Origin of the sequence: uncultured Aliivibrio sp., assembly GCF_946479765.1 — a bacterium.
Classification (GTDB): Bacteria; Pseudomonadota; Gammaproteobacteria; order Enterobacterales; family Vibrionaceae; genus Aliivibrio.
This window is the reverse complement of record NZ_CAMLHO010000010.1, coordinates 1-19,422: the sequence shown is the minus strand read 5'-3', so window position 1 is coordinate 19,422 and position 19,422 is coordinate 1. Positions and strand designations below refer to the sequence as shown.

16 protein-coding genes are annotated in these 19,422 nt (G+C 39.7%); 7 read left to right on the top strand and 9 right to left on the bottom strand.

The features are described 5' to 3' along the window. Positions 1 to 254 precede the first annotated feature (254 nt). Positions 255 to 2,978 carry a preprotein translocase subunit SecA gene (secA, locus tag Q1K78_RS05835; RefSeq protein ID WP_300175379.1) on the top strand — a complete coding sequence of 908 codons (2,724 nt, stop codon included), beginning with the start codon at positions 255 to 257 and terminating at the stop codon, positions 2,976 to 2,978. A gap of 102 nt (positions 2,979 to 3,080) precedes the next feature. Continuing rightward, complete coding sequence (gene mutT, locus Q1K78_RS05830; RefSeq protein ID WP_300175377.1) at positions 3,081 to 3,479, top strand: 8-oxo-dGTP diphosphatase MutT; 399 nt, start codon at positions 3,081 to 3,083, stop codon at positions 3,477 to 3,479. 58 nt (positions 3,480 to 3,537) lie between these two features. Here the strand turns inward: mutT and yacG are convergent, their stop codons facing one another. The 8 genes from yacG to nadC form a co-directional block, all read right to left on the bottom strand. Further along, the gene (gene yacG / locus Q1K78_RS05825) at positions 3,538 to 3,762 is read right to left on the bottom strand and encodes a DNA gyrase inhibitor YacG (RefSeq protein ID WP_300175375.1); all 225 of its coding nucleotides are present in this window, start codon (positions 3,760 to 3,762) and stop codon (positions 3,538 to 3,540) included. A 7-nt stretch (positions 3,763 to 3,769) separates the two neighbouring features. Continuing rightward, complete coding sequence (gene zapD, locus Q1K78_RS05820) at positions 3,770 to 4,516, bottom strand: cell division protein ZapD (RefSeq protein ID WP_300175373.1); 747 nt, start codon at positions 4,514 to 4,516, stop codon at positions 3,770 to 3,772. Between the two features lie 8 nt (positions 4,517 to 4,524). After that, positions 4,525 to 5,145 (bottom strand): dephospho-CoA kinase, encoded by a 621-nt coding sequence (gene coaE, locus Q1K78_RS05815; RefSeq protein ID WP_300175370.1) that lies wholly within the window; start codon positions 5,143 to 5,145, stop codon positions 4,525 to 4,527. Next, the gene (locus Q1K78_RS05810; RefSeq protein WP_300175368.1) at positions 5,142 to 6,029 is read right to left on the bottom strand and encodes an A24 family peptidase; all 888 of its coding nucleotides are present in this window, start codon (positions 6,027 to 6,029) and stop codon (positions 5,142 to 5,144) included. The genes coaE and Q1K78_RS05810 overlap by 4 nt, the downstream gene beginning before the upstream one ends. Before the next feature lie 106 nt (positions 6,030 to 6,135). Then, the gene (locus tag Q1K78_RS05805; RefSeq protein ID WP_300175366.1) at positions 6,136 to 7,374 is read right to left on the bottom strand and encodes a type II secretion system F family protein; all 1,239 of its coding nucleotides are present in this window, start codon (positions 7,372 to 7,374) and stop codon (positions 6,136 to 6,138) included. Positions 7,375 to 7,392: 18 nt separating this feature from the next. Further along, a complete protein-coding gene (pilB, locus tag Q1K78_RS05800; protein ID WP_300175364.1) occupies positions 7,393 to 9,081 on the bottom strand; it encodes a type IV-A pilus assembly ATPase PilB in 1,689 nt (562 codons plus the stop codon). Beyond that, on the bottom strand, positions 9,081 to 9,533 hold the full coding sequence (locus Q1K78_RS05795) for a pilin (protein WP_300175363.1): 453 nt from the start codon (positions 9,531 to 9,533) through the stop codon (positions 9,081 to 9,083). Before Q1K78_RS05795 ends, pilB begins: the two co-directional genes overlap by 1 nt. 220 nt (positions 9,534 to 9,753) lie before the next feature. After that, positions 9,754 to 10,641 carry a carboxylating nicotinate-nucleotide diphosphorylase gene (nadC, locus tag Q1K78_RS05790; protein ID WP_300175361.1) on the bottom strand — a complete coding sequence of 296 codons (888 nt, stop codon included), beginning with the start codon at positions 10,639 to 10,641 and terminating at the stop codon, positions 9,754 to 9,756. A 123-nt stretch (positions 10,642 to 10,764) separates the two neighbouring features. On the opposite strand from nadC, the gene ampD reads away from it, so the two are divergent. The 5 genes from ampD to lpdA all read left to right on the top strand — a co-directional run bounded on the left by ampD (position 10,765) and on the right by lpdA (position 18,684). Next, the gene (gene ampD, locus Q1K78_RS05785) at positions 10,765 to 11,316 is read left to right on the top strand and encodes a 1,6-anhydro-N-acetylmuramyl-L-alanine amidase AmpD (RefSeq protein ID WP_300175500.1); all 552 of its coding nucleotides are present in this window, start codon (positions 10,765 to 10,767) and stop codon (positions 11,314 to 11,316) included. Between the two features lie 288 nt (positions 11,317 to 11,604). Continuing rightward, positions 11,605 to 12,375: a pyruvate dehydrogenase complex transcriptional repressor PdhR gene (gene pdhR, locus Q1K78_RS05780; RefSeq protein WP_300175359.1), complete on the top strand. Its 771-nt coding sequence runs from the start codon at positions 11,605 to 11,607 to the stop codon at positions 12,373 to 12,375. Positions 12,376 to 12,430: 55 nt separating this feature from the next. Further along, complete coding sequence (gene aceE, locus Q1K78_RS05775; RefSeq protein WP_300175357.1) at positions 12,431 to 15,094, top strand: pyruvate dehydrogenase (acetyl-transferring), homodimeric type; 2,664 nt, start codon at positions 12,431 to 12,433, stop codon at positions 15,092 to 15,094. 11 nt (positions 15,095 to 15,105) lie between these two features. Next, complete coding sequence (gene aceF, locus Q1K78_RS05770; RefSeq protein WP_300175355.1) at positions 15,106 to 16,977, top strand: pyruvate dehydrogenase complex dihydrolipoyllysine-residue acetyltransferase; 1,872 nt, start codon at positions 15,106 to 15,108, stop codon at positions 16,975 to 16,977. 276 nt (positions 16,978 to 17,253) lie between these two features. Beyond that, entirely contained in the window at positions 17,254 to 18,684 is a 1,431-nt protein-coding gene (gene lpdA / locus Q1K78_RS05765; RefSeq protein ID WP_300175353.1) for a dihydrolipoyl dehydrogenase, read from the top strand. Between the two features lie 82 nt (positions 18,685 to 18,766). Here the strand turns inward: lpdA and Q1K78_RS05760 are convergent, their stop codons facing one another. Next, positions 18,767 to 19,372 carry a TetR/AcrR family transcriptional regulator gene (locus tag Q1K78_RS05760; protein WP_300175498.1) on the bottom strand — a complete coding sequence of 202 codons (606 nt, stop codon included), beginning with the start codon at positions 19,370 to 19,372 and terminating at the stop codon, positions 18,767 to 18,769. Positions 19,373 to 19,422 lie beyond the last annotated feature (50 nt).

Genomic DNA, 19,422 nt, shown 5'->3' with positions numbered 1-19,422 from the left:
TTTTTCAGAATTGGAATCAAACTCTACGGATTTAACTTAGGATTGCTTAACGATATCGCTTATACTTTCCTAATTATTACTTATGATGACTAGCAACACAAGAATCAGAGTTGGCCTTGAAAAATCAAAGCTTCATCCCCATAAGATAAGTATATAAAGATATTTTTTTCTTAGAGTAATTTCTCTAGGCGATTGATTCACATTTCAGAATAAACGATCAGAAATGATCAAGAGATAAGAGAAGCAACGGAATCATGTTTTCTAAAATTCTAACAAAAGTTATCGGTAGCCGTAATGATCGAACATTACGCAAACTACGTAAAATCGTAGATCAAATTAATAAACTTGAACCACAATTCGAATCATTACAAGACGAAGAATTAAAAGCGAAAACAATCGAGTTCCGTGCGCGTTTAGAGCAAGGTGAAGATTTAGACAATCTATTACCAGAAGCATTTGCTACGGTACGTGAAGCATCAAAGCGTTTGTATGGTATGCGCCACTTTGATGTTCAAATGATTGGTGGCATGGTGCTAAACGATAGCCAAATTGCAGAAATGCGTACTGGTGAAGGTAAAACATTAACAGCAACACTACCATGTTATTTGAATGCTTTAACGGGTAAAGGAGTTCACGTTGTAACCGTGAATGATTACCTTGCTACGCGTGATGCAGAAACAAACCGTGAATTATTTGAATTCCTAGGTATGACCGTTGGTATCAACATACCAAACATGGCACCTCAAGAGAAAAAACAAGCGTATTTATGCGATATATTATATGGCACAAATAATGAGTTTGGTTTTGACTACTTACGTGACAACATGGCTTTTCGTGCGGAAGACCGTGTTCAACGTGAACGCTATTTTGCCGTGATCGATGAAGTGGATTCAATCTTAATCGATGAAGCTCGTACTCCTCTTATCATTTCTGGACCGGCTGAAGATAGCTCTGAGCTTTATACTCGAATCAATACACTGATCCCTCAGCTTGTAAAACAAGATAAAGAAGACAGTGAAGAGTATCGTGGAGAAGGTCACTACACATTAGATGAGAAAGGAAAGCAGACTCACCTAACAGAGAATGGTCAAGAGTTTGTAGAGCAGCTACTTAAAGATGAAGGCTTAATGGACGCAGATGATACCTTGTATTCTCCTGCTAATATAAGCTTACTTCATCACATTAATGCTGCATTGCGTGCACACGTATTGTTTGAAAAAGACGTTGATTACATCGTAAAAGATGACGAAGTGATTATTGTTGATGAGCACACTGGTCGAACTATGCCTGGTCGTCGTTGGTCTGAAGGTTTACACCAAGCTGTTGAAGCAAAAGAAGGTGTTAAAATTCAGAACGAGAACCAAACCTTAGCATCAATCACTTTCCAAAACTTCTTCCGCTTATATGATAAATTGTCAGGCATGACAGGTACAGCGGATACAGAAGCATTTGAATTCCAATCTATTTATGGCCTAGATACGGTAGTTATTCCAACCAACCGTCCAATGACTCGTAATGATATGGGCGATTTAGTCTACATGACAGAAGCTGAAAAATTTGCAGCTATCATTGAAGACATTAAAGAATGCTCAGAGCGCGGTCAGCCGGTACTTGTTGGTACAGTGTCAATCGAAAAGTCAGAGCTATTATCAAACGCACTGAAGAAAGCAAAAATTAAGCATAACGTTCTTAATGCTAAATTTCATGAAAAAGAAGCGGATATCGTTGCCAATGCAGGTACATTAAGTGCGGTAACCATCGCAACTAATATGGCAGGTCGTGGTACGGATATTGTACTTGGTGGTAGTTGGCAGGCTAACGTCGCTAAATTAAGCAATCCAACTGATGCTCAGATCCAAGAGATTAAAGCAAGCTGGAAAGAAGCACATGATGAAGTTATTGCCGCTGGTGGTCTTCATATCATTGGTACGGAGCGTCATGAGTCTCGTCGTATTGATAACCAATTGCGTGGTCGTTCTGGCCGTCAAGGTGATGCGGGTTCTTCTCGTTTCTACTTATCTATGGAAGATGCACTAATGCGTATCTTTGCTTCAGATCGTGTTTCTAACATGATGAAGAAGTTAGGTATGGAAGAAGGTGAAGCGATTGAGCATCCATGGGTAACGAAAGCGATTGAAAACGCACAGCGTAAAGTAGAAGGTCGTAACTTTGATATTCGTAAACAACTTCTTGAATATGATGATGTAGCTAATGACCAGCGTAAAGTGGTTTATGAGCTACGTGATGAGTTAATGAATATTGACGATATTAGCGAGATGATTGGCTATAACCGTCAAGAAGTACTTGAAGGCTTATTTGCTCAATATATTCCAGCTCAATCACTTGAAGAAATGTGGGATGTGGAAGGGTTAACAACACGCTTGCGTGCTGACTTTGATTTGGATATGCCAATTCAAGAGTGGCTAGATAGCGATGATAAACTTCATGAAGATAATCTACGTGATAGAGTCATCGAAACTGCAATTCAAGTATATAAAGATAAAGAAGAGTCTGTTGGCGAATCTGTTCTACGTAACTTTGAAAAAGCCGTTATGCTGCAAACACTTGATGGCTTATGGAAAGAGCATTTGGCTGCAATGGATCACCTACGTCAAGGTATTCACTTGCGTGGCTATGCTCAGAAAAACCCGAAACAAGAATACAAGCGTGAATCGTTTGAACTGTTCGAAGGTCTACTTGATACTCTAAAATTTGATGTTGTTTCTATTTTAAGTAAAGTACGTGTACAGCAACAAGAAGATGTTGAACGTATGGAAGAACAACGTCGTCAACAAGCAGAAGTTGCTGCCCAACGTCAGAAATTACAGCATAAAGAGGCTGAAAGTCAGCTTGATGATGGTGAAGTGACAGAAGACAGTCATACTCCAGTGGTTCGTGATGAACGAAAAGTTGGTCGCAATGAACCTTGCCCATGTGGTTCTGGTAAAAAATACAAACAGTGTCACGGCACAATCTAGTGCTACTGATTGCTCGTAAATAATAAGAAACCGCTATTAGTAGCGGTTTTTTTATAGGTATATTATCTGATCAAATACATGATTATTATAGGAAGGCTATAAATGAAACGATTGCATATAGTTGCAGCGATTATTTTAAATGCTGAAAAGACCAAAGTATTTATTACTAAGCGTCCAGACAAGGTACATAAAGGCGGTTTTTGGGAGTTTCCTGGCGGCAAAGTAGAAGTAGGGGAAAGTGCGGAGCAAGCACTTATTCGGGAGCTAAATGAAGAGATAGGTATAGAATCAACCGAGTTAGCTATTTTTGAATCGTTAAATCATGACTATCCAGATAAATCACTCTACTTTGATTTTTTTACAGTGACTCAATTTGACTGTGAGCCTTATGGAAAAGAGGGGCAGCAAGGTTTATGGGTACCTATTTCTGAGTTGATTAATTACGATTTTCCAGAAGCTAATGTTCCAGTATTAGAAAAAGTCATCGCGTTTTTTAATTAAAAAATCATGCATAAAAAAAGCGATCATAGTGATCGCTTTTTAATTAATCTATTATTGATTAGTACTGATCTTCAGACCATCCATCAGAATCTGACATATCTGGAGCACCAGGAATGGATTTCTCTTCATCTGCCCATTCACCAAAATCAATCATTTGGCATTTTTTACTGCAAAATGGACGATATTGGCTTTCTGTATTCCATATTACCGCTGATTGACAGGTTGGACATTTAACGATTGTCGGTTTAGCCGTTGTTGATTGTTGAGTATTTGATTCTGACATGTTTTCCTCAGCAGACTGCAAGTGTAAACTCAATGTCTTTTTCGCAATTCTTATTAGTTTCAAAAGACATAAAGCGTAACGCAAAACGACTTTTATGCCCAGAGATCATTGGATAGATACCATATTCTATTGGGATCTCTAAGCGGAGTAAATTGGCATTTTTCATGTCACTTTGCATGAAGCCATTACGGGCTATTTGAGGCTCAAAATGTGCTGTTTCTCGTGTTAACCGCAACCATAATGATAATGCATCAGAAAGTGAAAGCAGCTGTGACATCCAGTTGTGCGTGTTGCTAGATCTAACTTCTAAAGGTAGATGTAGCCAATGGTGCAATGCCGGTAAGTCAAAGCAACAATCACCACCCGGAATAAAGAATCGTTGTTTTAATGCTGATAAGAATCGGTCTTCTTTTAAAGAGTGACCCGGTCGAGTTGTTTGCATTAAATTTTGGTGAACCTGACTGATTTGTTCTAGCACTGAAAGCAAAGCTGACTGATCAATATCTTCTATGTCCATCCAAGCTTTATACTGTAAGCGTAGCTTTTCTAGGTCTTTACCTAAATCAGCTTTAACTTGAACTTGTTCTAAAATATCAAGCATATGAAAAAGAGAGCTAAAGAAAACTTGATATTCAAATGGTTGAGTCAAATCCGCAGAATGACCAAGCTTACGAAATAGAGATTCTATTCGTAAGTAAATTCGAGTCCTTTCATTCAAAGGATGTTCAAATTTTTGTACACTCAATCCATTCATGATCGTTATTAATTCTCTTTATTTATAGATGTTTGAGACAATAGCAGATATTTATTATGTAGCAGAGAAATTTCACCATCCAAACTATGAATATTGTGATCATTCTTAATAATGTCATCAGCAATGGCTAATCGATCTGCTCGTGAGGCTTGTGAAGCTAATATCGCTTTTACTTGGTTTGTGTTTACTCTATCACGATTAACGGTTCGATTAATTTGAGTTTGCTCCAAAACATCAACAACAAGAATGCGATTTGCTAAATACTGTAATTGATTTTCAACTAAAAGAGGAACAACAAGTATTACATAGTCTGATTGAGCTAAAGAAAGTTGGCGCTGCATCTCTTCTTTAATTAAAGGATGAAGCAGATCGTTAAGCCATTTTTTATCATTAGGATTTGAGAAAATACGTTGTCGTAGTTCTGTTCTATTTAAATGCCCATTATCTAATAAAATCGGTTTTCCAAAATGATGGATGATTTGATTTAATCCAATGCTATTTGGTTCGACCACTTCACGGGCAATGATATCAGCATCAATAATGTCAATATTATGATTTTTATGAAAAGTATCAGCGACTGTGGTTTTTCCACTACCAATACCTCCAGTAATAGCAATAACATAACTCATAGTGGAAAACCTAAGATAGTGGTGAAATACCATTGCCCAATTTGTTGACCCCAAAGTAAGCATATCCAACCCGCAATCGCCAAATATGGACCAAAAGGAATGGCTTTATCTAATCCCTTCTTTTGTGCTCTTAACATGGCAATACCAATAATAGCGCCAATAATGGATGAAACTAATACGACTAACGGTAATTGTTGCCAACCAAGCCAAGCGCCAAGAGCCGCTAATAATTTAAAATCGCCATACCCCATACCTTCTTTACCCGTGAGCAGCTTAAAGCCCCAGTAAATAGACCATAAAATAAGATACCCCGCCATTGCACCAATAACAGAGTCAGCTAGGCTGACTGGACTCCAACCAACGAGCGCTAAGTAAAGGCCAGACCATAATAAAGGCAGAGTGATCTGGTCGGGAAGTAACATGGTATCAATGTCGATGAAGGTTAGAGCGATAAGAACTAAGGTCAGTACAACGGCAGCAATAGCAAAATATGAAAACGGCAGTAAAAATGAAACAGTAAAACACATCGCTCCAGAGAGTAACTCTATCGCTGGGTATCTCATGCTAATTGGATTGCTGCATTGACGGCACTTACCTCGTAAGACTAGCCAGCTAATAACTGGAATGTTGTCATAGAACTTGATTTGCGTATTACATTTTGGGCAGCGGGAGCGTGGGACGCTGAGATTAAATACCTCTTCTTTTTCGACTGTTTTTTTCTTTGGTGCTAAATCAGGAAAACAATCAATACATTCTTTCTTCCATTCTTTTTCCATCATGATTGGTAGGCGGTAAATCACTACATTTAGAAAGCTGCCGACTAATAAACCAAATAGAGTTGCAAATAGGGGGAAGAGCCAAGGGTAATAGTCAAAAGCAGCCATGTAGATGAGTCCAATATTGAGGTTGAGTATGTATTGTGATGGTATCAGAATTATAAAAAATGAAGTAGTTAAGACGCTTTGATATTACAAAAAACACAGTGCGACTTTATCCTATGACATTCATTAGATTAAAGATGGGTAGGTACATAGAGATAACTAAACCCCCAATAATGGTACCTAAAAATACAATGATAAACGGTTCTATTATTTTACCTAAATTATCAACGGTATTGTTTACCTCTTCTTCATAGATATGAGCAATTTTATTAAGCATGTCATCTAATTTTCCTGATTCTTCTCCAATCATTACCATTTGTACTACCATTTCAGGAAACGCGTGAATATGACGCATTGCAAGATACAGGGGCATGCCGGCTGCTGTATTTTGTTGTACTGACATAATGGCTTGTTGATAATATAAATTGCCTGCGGTTTTACTGGTGGTTTGTAAGCTGTGTAAAATAGGTAATCCGGAAGTAAAGCTAGTTGCTAAGGTTCGACTGAATTTAGCAATGGCTGCTTTAGATAGTATGGGTCCGACGATAGGTAGCTTTAGGCTGTATCTACTAAGTTTCATTCTAAACGAGTAGGATTTTTTTCGTATGACACTAAACGTGGATATACAGGTTATAAGTAGAATAAGTAAGTGTCCGCCATAGGATTGTAAAGCGTGTGAAAGAGTTATGATTTTTTGAGTAAACCAAGGTAGTTCGGCGCCAAATCCATTGAAAATATGTTCAAATTCTGGAATAACGAGAGTTAGCATTAATACAGTAACCGTAATGGCAACGACCATGACGATACTAGGGTAGATCATCGCTTTGATGACTTTATTCTTTAATGCATCACTTTTTTCTCTGTATTCAGCTAAACGAGCAAAGGATTGAGACAAACTACCGGTCTCTTCTCCTGTTGCCACAAGATCAATATAAAAAGAATCGAAGTGTCGGTTGCTAATGGAAAGAGCGTTAGATAGTTGAGTGCCCGCCTCAAGAGATAACCCAACTTGATTTAAGAACGACTTCATTTCTGCTTTGGTATTATTTTCAGCAATAAGTCGAATCGATTGAATTAAAGGAACATCAGCACTGAGCATGGTGGCTAATTGACGGGTAAGAAGTGTGATGTCTTTGCGTTTAATTGCGTGTTTTATTTTTTCAAAGCTAGTGATACTGTGCTTTTTTATTTTTTTTATTCTAATATTTTGCTTTAGCAGTTTTGTTCTTATTTCAAGTTCACTGAGGGCGAGGGTTTTGCCTGATACCTTTTTTCCTGTGTTATTAATACCACGCCAGTGAAAGCTGTGTAAGTTAAGGACTTTGATTTTTTTCTGCACTTTAGTCATATGATTTCACTGTGTTATCTATAAATACAAGACGCGATTTAATTCTTGCAAACTGGTGGTACCATTTTTCAATCGTTTAATGCCTGATGTCCTTAAATTGTCCATTCCTTGCTGCATCGCCAGTTGTTCTATTTGTCTGACGCTTGCTCCTTGTAGAGTTGCGATTGAGAGTTCTGGTGTAAATGGCATAACTTCATAGATCCCTATTCTTCCAAGATAGCCTTGAGTGCATTCGTTACAGCCTTCTGAGTTGGCTTTAAAAAGAGTATCGAATGAAGATAGGTCATATTCCTCTTGCTGTTCACGGCTAAGACTGTCTGGTTGTTTGCAATGAGGACAAAGTCGTCTAGCTAAACGTTGGGCAATAATGAGGCTGAGTGAAGAAGCAAGGTTATAGTTTTCTATGCCCATATTACTTAATCGAACCACGGTCTCGGCGGCAGAATTAGTGTGAAGAGTAGAAAGAACTAGATGGCCTGTTTGTGCTGCTTTAATCGCGATTTCTGCTGTTTCTAGATCTCGGATCTCGCCTACCATGACAATATCGGGGTCCTGGCGTAAAAAAGATCGCAGAGCATGAGCAAAGGTTAAGTCTATTTTGGTATTTATCTGTACTTGGTTGATGCCATCAAGGTTGATCTCTACAGGGTCTTCTGCCGTGGAAATGTTCTTCTCTGTGGTATTTAAAATGTGCAAACCAGAGTAAAGAGAGACCGTTTTACCGCTGCCTGTGGGCCCTGTAATTAAGATCATTCCTTGTGGGCGTTTTAATGCGTTAAGGTAGAGATCTTTTTGCTGATCACTATAACCTAGCTTATCAATATCTAAATTGGCCGTACTGCTGTCTAATAAACGTAAAACAATTTTTTCTCCCCATAATGTTGGAAGGGAAGAAACTCGCATATCAATGGAAGTATCATTATTTAGTTTGAGCTTAATACGTCCATCTTGTGGTAAGCGACGTTCTGCAATATCGAGTTTTGCCATGATCTTTAAGCGAGCAGATAACCGTCGACTCAAATGAGATGAGGGGGAGTTGTTTTCAACTAAGATCCCATCACAGCGAAAACGAATACGGTAGGTGTTTTCATACGGTTCAAAGTGAATATCAGAGGCGCTTTTCCGAACCGCTTCTAATAAAATTTGATTAATAAAGCGGGTAACAGGAGCATCGTCTTTGCTTAGATCCTCGGTTGATTCTATTTCTCCTGAAGAGATATCGACGAGTGAGGCTAGCTCATCTTGAGTGATTTCTTTACTCTCCATTTCTCCACCTGAGAGGGCCGATCCGTAAACGCGACGAATCGCGGCTTGGATTTGCCCTTGGTCAGCTAAAACCAATGTGATCTGTTTTCCTGTGGTGAAGCGAAAGTCATCTTCAACTTGGCTAATACTAGGATCTGAAATGGCTAAATGAATGGTACTGTTATCGTAACTGATAGGAAGTGCTTGATGACGGATGATTAAGTCACGCAAGCCGAGTTCTTGGCAAGTTGAGACGTAGTTAAGTTGCGAGATATTTACAACGTCAAGACCAAAGATGTGTTTGAGATGGTTAATTAGCTCAGCAGGGCTAAAGATGTGTTTAGCTAATACAGCAGAACATACAGTATGTGTGTCAGCTTGAACTAGCGCTATGATGGAACTCTCTTGCGCTAAGGTGATGAGTTCAGCTTGGCGCAAGATAGAGGCTAGGTTGGTGTACATTATTGTATTGTCTGTACTGAAGTACAGTTGGTTGGAGTAATAGCGGCACTGGCATTTGTAGTACAACTCCATTGGCCGTTAGTCTCTCTAGATAACTGTAATTTGGTATCAGGAACTTTACTATCAGAGTTAAATGTAAATAGAACAGTTCCATCTGTAGTTTCTGTTTTTGCTAGTTTTAAAGTACCATTAGTGAATACCTCTATTGTACCAAGGCGAGAAAAAGAATCAGAATCACTAGCTGTTGTGTCAGGAAAACTTCCTTCTGTTGAAATATATTCTTCGATATTTATTTTTATTGCAGCAATATTTGATAAACCTACTCCTAACTCTGCTTTTTTTACGTAGTTTTGATATTGCGGAACTGCAACCGCAGTCAATACTCCTATCACAGCCACTACAATCATTAACTCAATTAAGGTAAAACCGTTCTGTCTTTGATGCTTTTCCATTATTTTCTCCAGTATAAATTCATGACCAATATTTTTATTGATTGGGTAATCATAGGGCTAAATCAGGAAGAAAAAAGGAGTTAAAAAGAGGATTTCGAGTTACCTATGACTTCTATGTAATTGAATGACAAAGTGTGGTGGGAAATTCGGTTCACTTCAAGAAGCGACGTGCAAAAAAAGAGCTGACATGGTGTCAGCTCTTTGAAGGAGTGAGTTGGACTTATTTAAAGCGCATCGATAAATCCATTGCAGTAAGGTGTTTCGTTAATGCACCGACAGAAATATAGTCAACGCCTGTTTCAGCAAACTCTGCAATGGTGTCTAACGTTACGTTGCCTGAGTTTTCTAATGCGGCACGGCCTGCGTTTAATTTAACGGCTTTACGCATCATGTCTGTGGTGAAATTATCGAGCATAATAATATCAGCCCCTGCATCAATGGCTTGTTGTAACTCTTCTAAGCTTTCTGTTTCTACTTCTACAGGCTTGTCCGGGTTTAATTTTTTTGCGGTTGAAATGGCTTTTTCAATGCCACCACACGCGATGATATGGTTTTCTTTAATTAGATAAGCATCAAACACACCAATACGATGATTGTAACCACCACCGCATGCTACTGCATATTTTAATGCGCTACGCAGACCCGGGATTGTTTTACGTGTATCAAGTAGACGGCATTGTGTATGTGCAATTTTTTCAGCATACGTTGCCGTAGTGGTAGAGCAACCTGATAAGGTTTGAATAAAGTTCATCGCATTGCGTTCACCGGTTAAGAGTGTGCGAGCTGGGCCTGTTAATGTACAAAGCGTTTGGTTTGGTTCTACTTTATCGCCATCTTCTACGTGCCAGTCGATAGCAACGGTGCCACCTAGTTGTTTAAAGACTTCATCGGCCCACATTTTTCCACAAAATACACCATGTTCACGTGTGATGATTGTTGCAACAGATTGAGTTTCTTCTGCGATTAAGCTTGCGGTAATGTCCGTACTTACATCGAGAGTTCCGCCTAGATCTTCACGTAGCGTATCTGACACGGCACGAGTAATTTCGGTTGGAAGCTGTTGTTTTAAATATTCAAGACGAGAGGCGCTGTCATGGGTTTTGATCATGGTTAGGTCCATTGAATTATTTGAAATAGATTATGGCGACAATAATACTCGCGCTAGAGCAGAATTTCATCATAAGATACATACAAGTTGCATAAGTTACTTTAATTGACATAGGAATAGATGATGAAATTCACTTTATCAACAGATCATTGGCTTAATGAAGCAAAGCATGTGGTGTCACCATTTTATGATGAACGTCCTGATGATAAAGATATTTCCTTATTGGTTGTTCATAACATCAGTTTGCCGCCAGGGCAGTTTGGTGGGCCTTATATTGAACAGCTATTTATGGGTACTCTAAACCCGAATGAACACCCATTCTTTAATGTTATTCATCAATTTAGAGTATCAGCGCACTGTTTGATCCGTCGTAATGGCAGTGTGGTGCAATTTGTTCCTTTTAATAAAAGAGCTTGGCATGCTGGAGCATCCTCGTTTGCAGGACGTACACGATGTAATGATTACAGTATTGGTATTGAGTTAGAGGGAACTGATTTTATTGCCTATACTCAGGATCAATATGAGAGTTTAGCTGTGGTAACAAACGTGCTACAAGCGGCTTACCCACAAATAGAAGATAACCGTATTACTGGACACCAATATATTGCCCCATTAAGAAAGACCGATCCTGGACTCTCATTTCACTGGGTTAAGTACCATAAACTAAGGAAATAGAAGAGGTTAGCTTTAAGGCTTATCTTTTGTGATTTCTTAAATTTATTACATAAATAACGATTTACAAATTAAATTGGTCTGACCAATTTAATGATTCATGTTTTTATATTGTTAACAAACGGTGTTATTCAACTTCGTTCCATGATTCAAATCAACTTTTGTCTAGACAAAATCCCTTTTTTTATGATAAATTTCGCTTCAAATTAAATTGGTAATACCAATTTTTTAAAGTAACGAATGACTCACGGTAATGTGAGAAGTAATCAACTTAAATTAGGTTGAGCTACGATGACATATCAAAGGATACGTCAGCCAAAGCTGTCCGATGCAATCGAGCAAGAGCTTGAACGGCTGATTTTAGAGGGAACCCTTTCTCCCGGGCAAAAATTACCCGCAGAAAGAGAGTTAGCAAAACAGTTTGATGTTTCTCGCCCTTCCGTACGAGAGGCAATACAGCGTTTAGAAGCAAAGCATTTATTAACGCGCCGTCAAGGTGGAGGCACTTTTGTTAATAAAGGCTTATGGCAAAGCTTTTCAGAGCCGTTGTTAGATCTATTAGCGACTCATCCTGAAACGCAATTCGATTTACTGGAATCGCGTCATGCGCTAGAAGGTATCTCAGCTTATTACGCGGCTTTACGTGGTAATGAAGAAGATTTCAAACGGATTAAAGAGTCACATGAGTTAATCCAACAAGCGCAACAAGATGGTGATTTAAAAGCAGAAGCTTCTGCGGTTATGCATTGTCTTATTACGGTCACCGAGTCGGCACATAATGTGGTTTTACTCCACATGGTACGAAGCTTGGAACCCTTGCTTGAGCAAAACGTATTACAAAATTTTACTTTATTAAATCGTCGCGAAGCGGTGGTTAATAAGGTAAGAGAACATAGAGCTGAGATTGTAGAGGCAATAATATCAGGAAGGCCTGAAGAGGCGCGCTTGGCATCACACTCACATCTTGCTTATATTGAAGAAACATTGTTGGAATTGACAAAAGAAGAGAGCCGCCGAGAGTGCTCACTTCGTCGAATTCAACAAAGTAATGACATGAATTAATTCGATTCATTTCATTGTCACCCTATTTGAACCAACAGATAAAAGGATAGCTCGCATGTCTGACATGAAGCATGACGTTGATGCACTAGAAACTCAAGATTGGTTAGAAGCTCTTGAGTCAGTTGTACGTGAAGAGGGTGTTGAACGCGCCCAATATCTATTAGAGCAAATTCTTGATAAAGCTCGTTTAGATGGTGTTGATATGGCTACTGGTATCAATACGAACTACATCAATACCATCCCTGTAACGCAAGAACCTGCGTACCCAGGTGATGTTACTCTTGAGCGTCGTATCCGTTCAATTATTCGTTGGAACGCAATCATGATCGTTCTGCGTGCTTCTAAGAAAGATTTGGATCTAGGCGGCCACATGGCGTCTTACCAATCTGCAGCAGCATTTTACGAAGTATGTTTTAACCATTTCTTCCGTGCTCCGAATGAGACGGACGGTGGTGATTTAGTTTATTACCAAGGTCATATCTCTCCAGGTATCTACTCTCGTGCATTCGTTGAAGGCCGTTTAACAGAAGAGCAACTAGATAATTTCCGTCAAGAAGTTGATGGTAAAGGTATTCCTTCTTACCCACACCCTAAACTGATGCCTGAATTCTGGCAGTTTCCTACAGTATCTATGGGTCTTGGTCCTATTTCTGCTATCTATCAAGCGCGTTTCCTTAAGTACCTTGATGGCCGTGGCATGAAAGATACATCAGCACAACGTGTTTACGCGTTCCTAGGTGATGGTGAGATGGATGAGCCAGAATCACGCGGTGCGATCTCTTTTGCTGCACGTGAAAAACTGGATAACCTATGTTTCCTAGTCAACTGTAATCTACAGCGTCTAGATGGGCCTGTTATGGGTAACGGTAGCATCATTCAAGAACTAGAAGGCCTATTTAAAGGTGCTGGTTGGAATGTTGTTAAAGTTATTTGGGGTAGCAACTGGGATTCATTACTTGCTAAAGACACGACTGGTAAGCTTCTTCAGTTAATGAACGAAACTATCGATGGTGACTACCAAACTTTCAAATCTAAAGATGGCGCTTACGTACGTAAGAACTTCTTTGGTAAATACCCAGAAACAGCGGCGCTTGTTGCTGATATGACTGATGACGAAGTCTTCGCTCTTAAGCGTGGTGGTCATGATTCATCTAAACTGTTTGCTGCATTCAACAATGCAAAAGAAACAAACGGTAAGCCAACAGTAATCCTAGCTAAAACAGTTAAAGGTTACGGCATGGGTGATGCTGCTGAAGGTAAGAACATTGCGCACGGTGTTAAAAAAATGGACATGACTCATGTTCAACACCTACGTGATCGTTTAGGTCTAGAAGATATTCTTTCTGATGAAAAAATTAAAGAACTTCCTTATTTAACACTAGAAGAAGGTTCAGCAGAGTACAACTACTTACACGCTCGTCGTAATGCACTACATGGTTACACACCTAAGCGTCTGCCTAAGTTTACTCAAGAATTTAAAGTACCTGAACTTGATGCATTTGCACCTCTATTAGTTGAGCAGAAGCGTGATATTTCAACAACAATGGCTTATGTTCGTACGCTAAATATCTTACTTAAAGATAAGAACATTGGTAAGAACATCGTTCCTATCATTTGTGATGAAGCTCGTACATTTGGTATGGAAGGTCTATTCCGTCAAGTTGGTATCTACAATCCACACGGCCAAGAATATACTCCTGAAGATAAAGGCATTGTTTCTTACTACAAAGAAGCAACTTCTGGTCAAGTTCTTCAAGAAGGTATCAACGAATTAGGTTCAATGGCGTCTTGGGTTGCTGCTGCAACATCATACAGCACCAACGATCTACCAATGATCCCATTCTACATCTACTACTCAATGTTCGGTTTCCAACGTATTGGTGACATGGCATGGTTAGCGGGTGATCAACAAGCTCGTGGCTTCCTACTAGGTGCTACCGCTGGTCGTACAACGCTAAATGGCGAAGGTCTACAGCACGAAGATGGTCATTCACACATCTTGGCAAACACGGTTCCTAACTGTGTATCTTATGATCCAACGTTTGCTTACGAGCTAGCGGTAATCATGCAAGACGGTATTCGTCGCATGTACGGTGAAAGCCAAGAGAACATTTATTACTACCTAACAGTAATGAATGAAAACTATGCAATGCCAGCAATGCCAGAAGGCGCTGAAGAAGGCATCCGTAAAGGTATCTACAAGCTTGAATCTTACACAGGTTCTAAAGCTAAAGTTCAGTTAATGAGCTCAGGTACCATTATGAACGAAGCTCGTAAAGCAGCTCAAATTTTGAGTGAAGAATATGGCGTTGCATCGGACATTTTTGCGGTTACTTCATTCAATGAATTGACTCGTGATGGCCAAGATGCAGAGCGTTACAATATGCTTCACCCTGAAGCTGAAACGAAAGTGCCTTACATTACTCAAGTTCTTGGTAACGAACCTGCAATCGCAGTAACGGATTACATGAAGAACTACGCAGAGCAAGTTCGTGCATTCGTTCCTGCTGAGTCTTACAAAGTACTTGGTACTGATGGTTTTGGTCGTTCAGACAGCCGTGAGAACCTACGTCGTCACTTCGAAGTTAACGCAGGCTATGTAGTAGTTGCTGCTCTAACTGAACTAGTAAAACGTGGTGATATTGAGAAGTCTGTGGTTGCACAAGCAATTGCTAAATTCAATATTGATACTGAAAAAACTAACCCGCTATACGCATAAGGTAGAAAACAATGACAATCGAAATTAATGTACCAGACATCGGTGCAGATGAGGTTGAAGTAACTGAGATTCTAGTTAAGGTCGGTGACCGAGTTGAAGAAGAGCAGTCACTGATCACTGTTGAAGGCGATAAAGCTTCAATGGAAGTTCCTGCGTCTCAAGCGGGTATCGTTAAAGAAATTAAGATTTCTGAAGGCGATTCAGTAACAACTGGTTCTCTAATTATGATCTTTGAAGCTGAGGGTGCTGCTGCACCTGTAGCTCCAGTAGTTGAAGCGGCTCCAGTAGCTGCTCCTGCTGCGGCATCTGTTGCTGAGCTTAAAGAAGTTCACGTTCCAGATATCGGCGGTGATGAAGTTGAAGTAACTGAAATCATGGTAGCGGTTGGCGATACGGTAGAAGAAGAGCAGTCTCTTCTTACTGTTGAAGGCGATAAAGCATCGATGGAAGTTCCTGCACCATTCGCGGGTACAGTTAAAGAAATCAAAATAGTATCAGGTGATTCAGTGTCAACTGGCTCTCTAGTGATGATCTTTGAAGTTGCAGGTTCTGCTTCAGTAGCAACTCCTCAAGCGGCAGCTGCACCAATTGCTGTGGCTCCTGCCGTTTCTGCTGAGAAAGAAGTACATGTTCCAGATATCGGCGGTGATGAAGTTGAAGTAACTGAAATCATGGTTGCTGTTGGCGATACAGTAGAAGAAGAGCAATCTCTAATTACTGTTGAAGGCGACAAAGCATCAATGGAAGTTCCGGCACCGTTCGCTGGTACTATCAAAGAGATTAAAATTACGGCAGGCGATAAAGTGTCTACTGGTTCTTTAATCATGACATTTGTTGTTGAAGGCGCAGCGCCAGTTGCTGTACAAGCGACAGCTGCACCGGTTGCACAAGCAGCTCCAGTTGCAGCAGCTTCTGCTCCTGCGACTACAGGTGAATTTGAAGCAAACAACGAGTATGCACACGCATCTCCAGTTGTTCGTCGTCTTGCTCGTGAGTTCGGTGTAAACCTTGCTAAAGTTAAAGGTACAGGCCGTAAAGACCGTATCCTTAAAGAAGACGTTCAAAGTTTTGTTAAAGATGCACTTAAGCGTCTTGAGTCTGGTGCTGCTGCATCAGCTAAAGGCGGTGACGGTTCAGCTCTTGGTCTACTTCCATGGCCAAAAATTGATTTCAGCAAGTTTGGTGAAACAGAAGTTAAGAAACTTTCTAAGATTAAGAAAATTTCTGGTGCTAACCTGCATCGTAACTGGGTGATGATCCCGCACGTTACACAGTGGGATAACGCTGATATCACAGAGCTTGAAGCATTCCGTAAAGAACAGAATGCAATCGAAGCGAAAAATGATACAGGTATGAAGATCACGCCACTTGTGTTCATCATGAAAGCAGTTGCAAAAGCTCTTGAAGCATTCCCAGCGTTTAACTCTTCTTTATCTGATGATGGCGAAAGCATCATTCTTAAGAAATACGTAAACGTAGGTATCGCTGTTGATACACCAAACGGTCTTGTCGTTCCTGTGTTTAAAGACGTGAACAAAAAAGGCATTTACGAGCTATCTGAAGAGCTAATGGCTATTTCTAAGAAAGCACGTTCTGGTAAGTTGATGGCTTCTGATATGCAAGGAGGTTGTTTCACAATCTCAAGTCTTGGCGGTATCGGTGGTACAGCGTTTACACCAATTGTAAATGCACCAGAAGTAGGTATCCTTGGGGTATCTAAGTCTGAAATCAAACCAGTATGGAATGGCAAAGAGTTCGCTCCTCGCCTACTGCTTCCTCTGTCTCTGTCTTATGATCACCGAGTGATTGATGGCGCAGAAGGTGCTCGTTTCATTACTTTCCTAAACAGTGCATTATCAGACATTCGTCGTTTAGTACTGTAATTAGCGGTAATTGAAATAAACAATAAGGTGGCAAATAAGCCGCCTTATTGCTTCATAAATTGAAGGTATAACTTCAGTTTTTTTGAATTAAATTAAATACAATTTACGAATACGACACTTTTTTGAAGAGCCGTCATAACGTGAATTGTTGTCTAGCTCACAGGCTAACCCAATCTTGCTTTCACACTGTTAACATCTATGTAAAATAAAGTCAGTCTGAAAACAATAATAGAATATCGGTCAGCCTGTTAGGGAAATGACTATAACGAGGTCAAAATGAGCAAAGAAATTAAAGCACAAGTTGTCGTACTTGGTGCCGGCCCTGCTGGTTACTCTGCCGCATTCCGTTGTGCAGATTTAGGTTTAGAAACAGTTATCGTTGAACGTTACAACACGCTTGGTGGTGTATGTTTGAATGTGGGTTGTATCCCATCAAAAGCCTTGCTTCACGTAGCTAAAGTTATCGAAGAAGCAAAAGCGATGGCCGCTCATGGTATCGTATTTGGTGAGCCTCAAACAGACATCGATAAAATCCGTCTGTGGAAAGAAAAAGTAGTTACTCAATTAACTGGCGGTCTTGGCGGTATGGCTAAGATGCGTAAAGTAACAGTAATTAATGGCTTTGGTAAATTTACTGGTGCTAACACTATTGAAGTAACTGCTGAAGATGGTAATACAACAATCAACTTTGATAACGCGATTGTTGCTGCTGGTTCTCGTCCAATTAAACTGCCATTCATTCCACATGAAGACCCACGTATTTGGGATTCAACGGATGCGCTTGAGCTTAAAGAAGTACCTAAGAAACTGCTTATTATGGGTGGTGGCATTATCGGCCTAGAAATGGGTACGGTTTATCATGCACTAGGTTCTCAAGTTGATGTTGTTGAGATGTTTGATCAGGTTATCCCTGCAGCAGATAAAGATATCGTTAAAGTTTACACTAAACGTATCAAAGACAAATTCAATCTAATGCTTGAAACGAAAGTGACAGCAGTAGAAGCAAAAGAAGATGGTATCTACGTATCAATGGAAGGCAAAAAAGCACCAGCAGAAGCTGAGCGTTATGATGCTGTTCTTGTTGCTATCGGCCGTGTTCCTAATGGTGCTTTATTAGACGCTGAAAAAGCAGGCGTTGCTGTTGATGAACGTGGTTTCATTAACGTTGATAAGCAAATGCGTACTAACGTATCTCACATTCACGCTATCGGTGATATCGTAGGTCAACCTATGCTTGCCCACAAAGGTGTGCATGAAGGTCATGTTGCTGCTGAAGTTATTTCTGGTAAGAAGCACTACTTCGATCCTAAAGTAATTCCTTCAATTGCCTACACTGAGCCAGAAGTTGCTTGGGTTGGTAAAACAGAGAAAGAAGCAAAAGCTGAAGGCATCAACTACGAAGCTGCAAGCTTCCCTTGGGCTGCATCAGGTCGTGCAATCGCTTCAGATTGTGCTGATGGTCTAACTAAGCTTCTTTTTGATAAAGATACTAACCGCGTTATCGGTGGTGCTATTGTTGGTACCAATGCAGGTGAGCTTCTTGGTGAAATCGGTCTTGCAATTGAAATGGGCTGTGATGCTGAAGATATCGCATTGACTATCCATGCTCACCCAACATTGCATGAATCAATTGGTATGGCTGCTGAAATTTATGAAGGTTCTATTACTGACCTTCCAAATGCAAAAGCAGTGAAGAGAAAGAAATAACTTTTTCTGAACCAGTTAGAGTTTAAATATAAAAAAAACCGCTGAGTAATCAGCGGTTTTTTTATTACCAGAATCCAGGCTCTTATTTATAAATACATAACATATTTAAGAAACAGTTCGCTGTGTCTTCTAGCTCTTCAATAGAGTTACTGCGATTAGCTTGAACGAAAACAGAATAACAAATGCCATGAAGCATTTTTGCTAAGTTTTCAGGAGTGTGATCATTACATACTTCGTTATGTTCAATACCTTCAGCAAACATAGTGTGAATAATTTTTTGGTTATTCACTTGAGTGCTCAAGAAAAGAGGCCACACTTCTTCACGTGTTGAAGTACTCCATTCAAACCATACCTTAATCCATTTATCCCCTGCTTGAACAGTATCAATGATATTCATTAATAGAGTTTGAAGGTTGGTACGAACATCAAGTTCAAGAGAGATAGAATGTAGAACAAATTGATGAAATTGCTCTTCAACGCTATTTAATACATCATCAACAAGATCTTCTCTTGTTGGAAAATAATTAAATACTGTTGCCACTGATACTTGTGCTATTTCTGCAACATCAGCATGACCGCCACGGCCAATACCTCGTTGTGAAAATACTTCGATTGCAATATCTAGCAGTTGTTCTTTACGTTTTTCTGGAGATAGCCTAGTTCTCGGTCTTTTTTGAATCGTATCCATTTCATTATATCCTTGCCAACAAATTATTATTTTATATAAGGTATTATTAT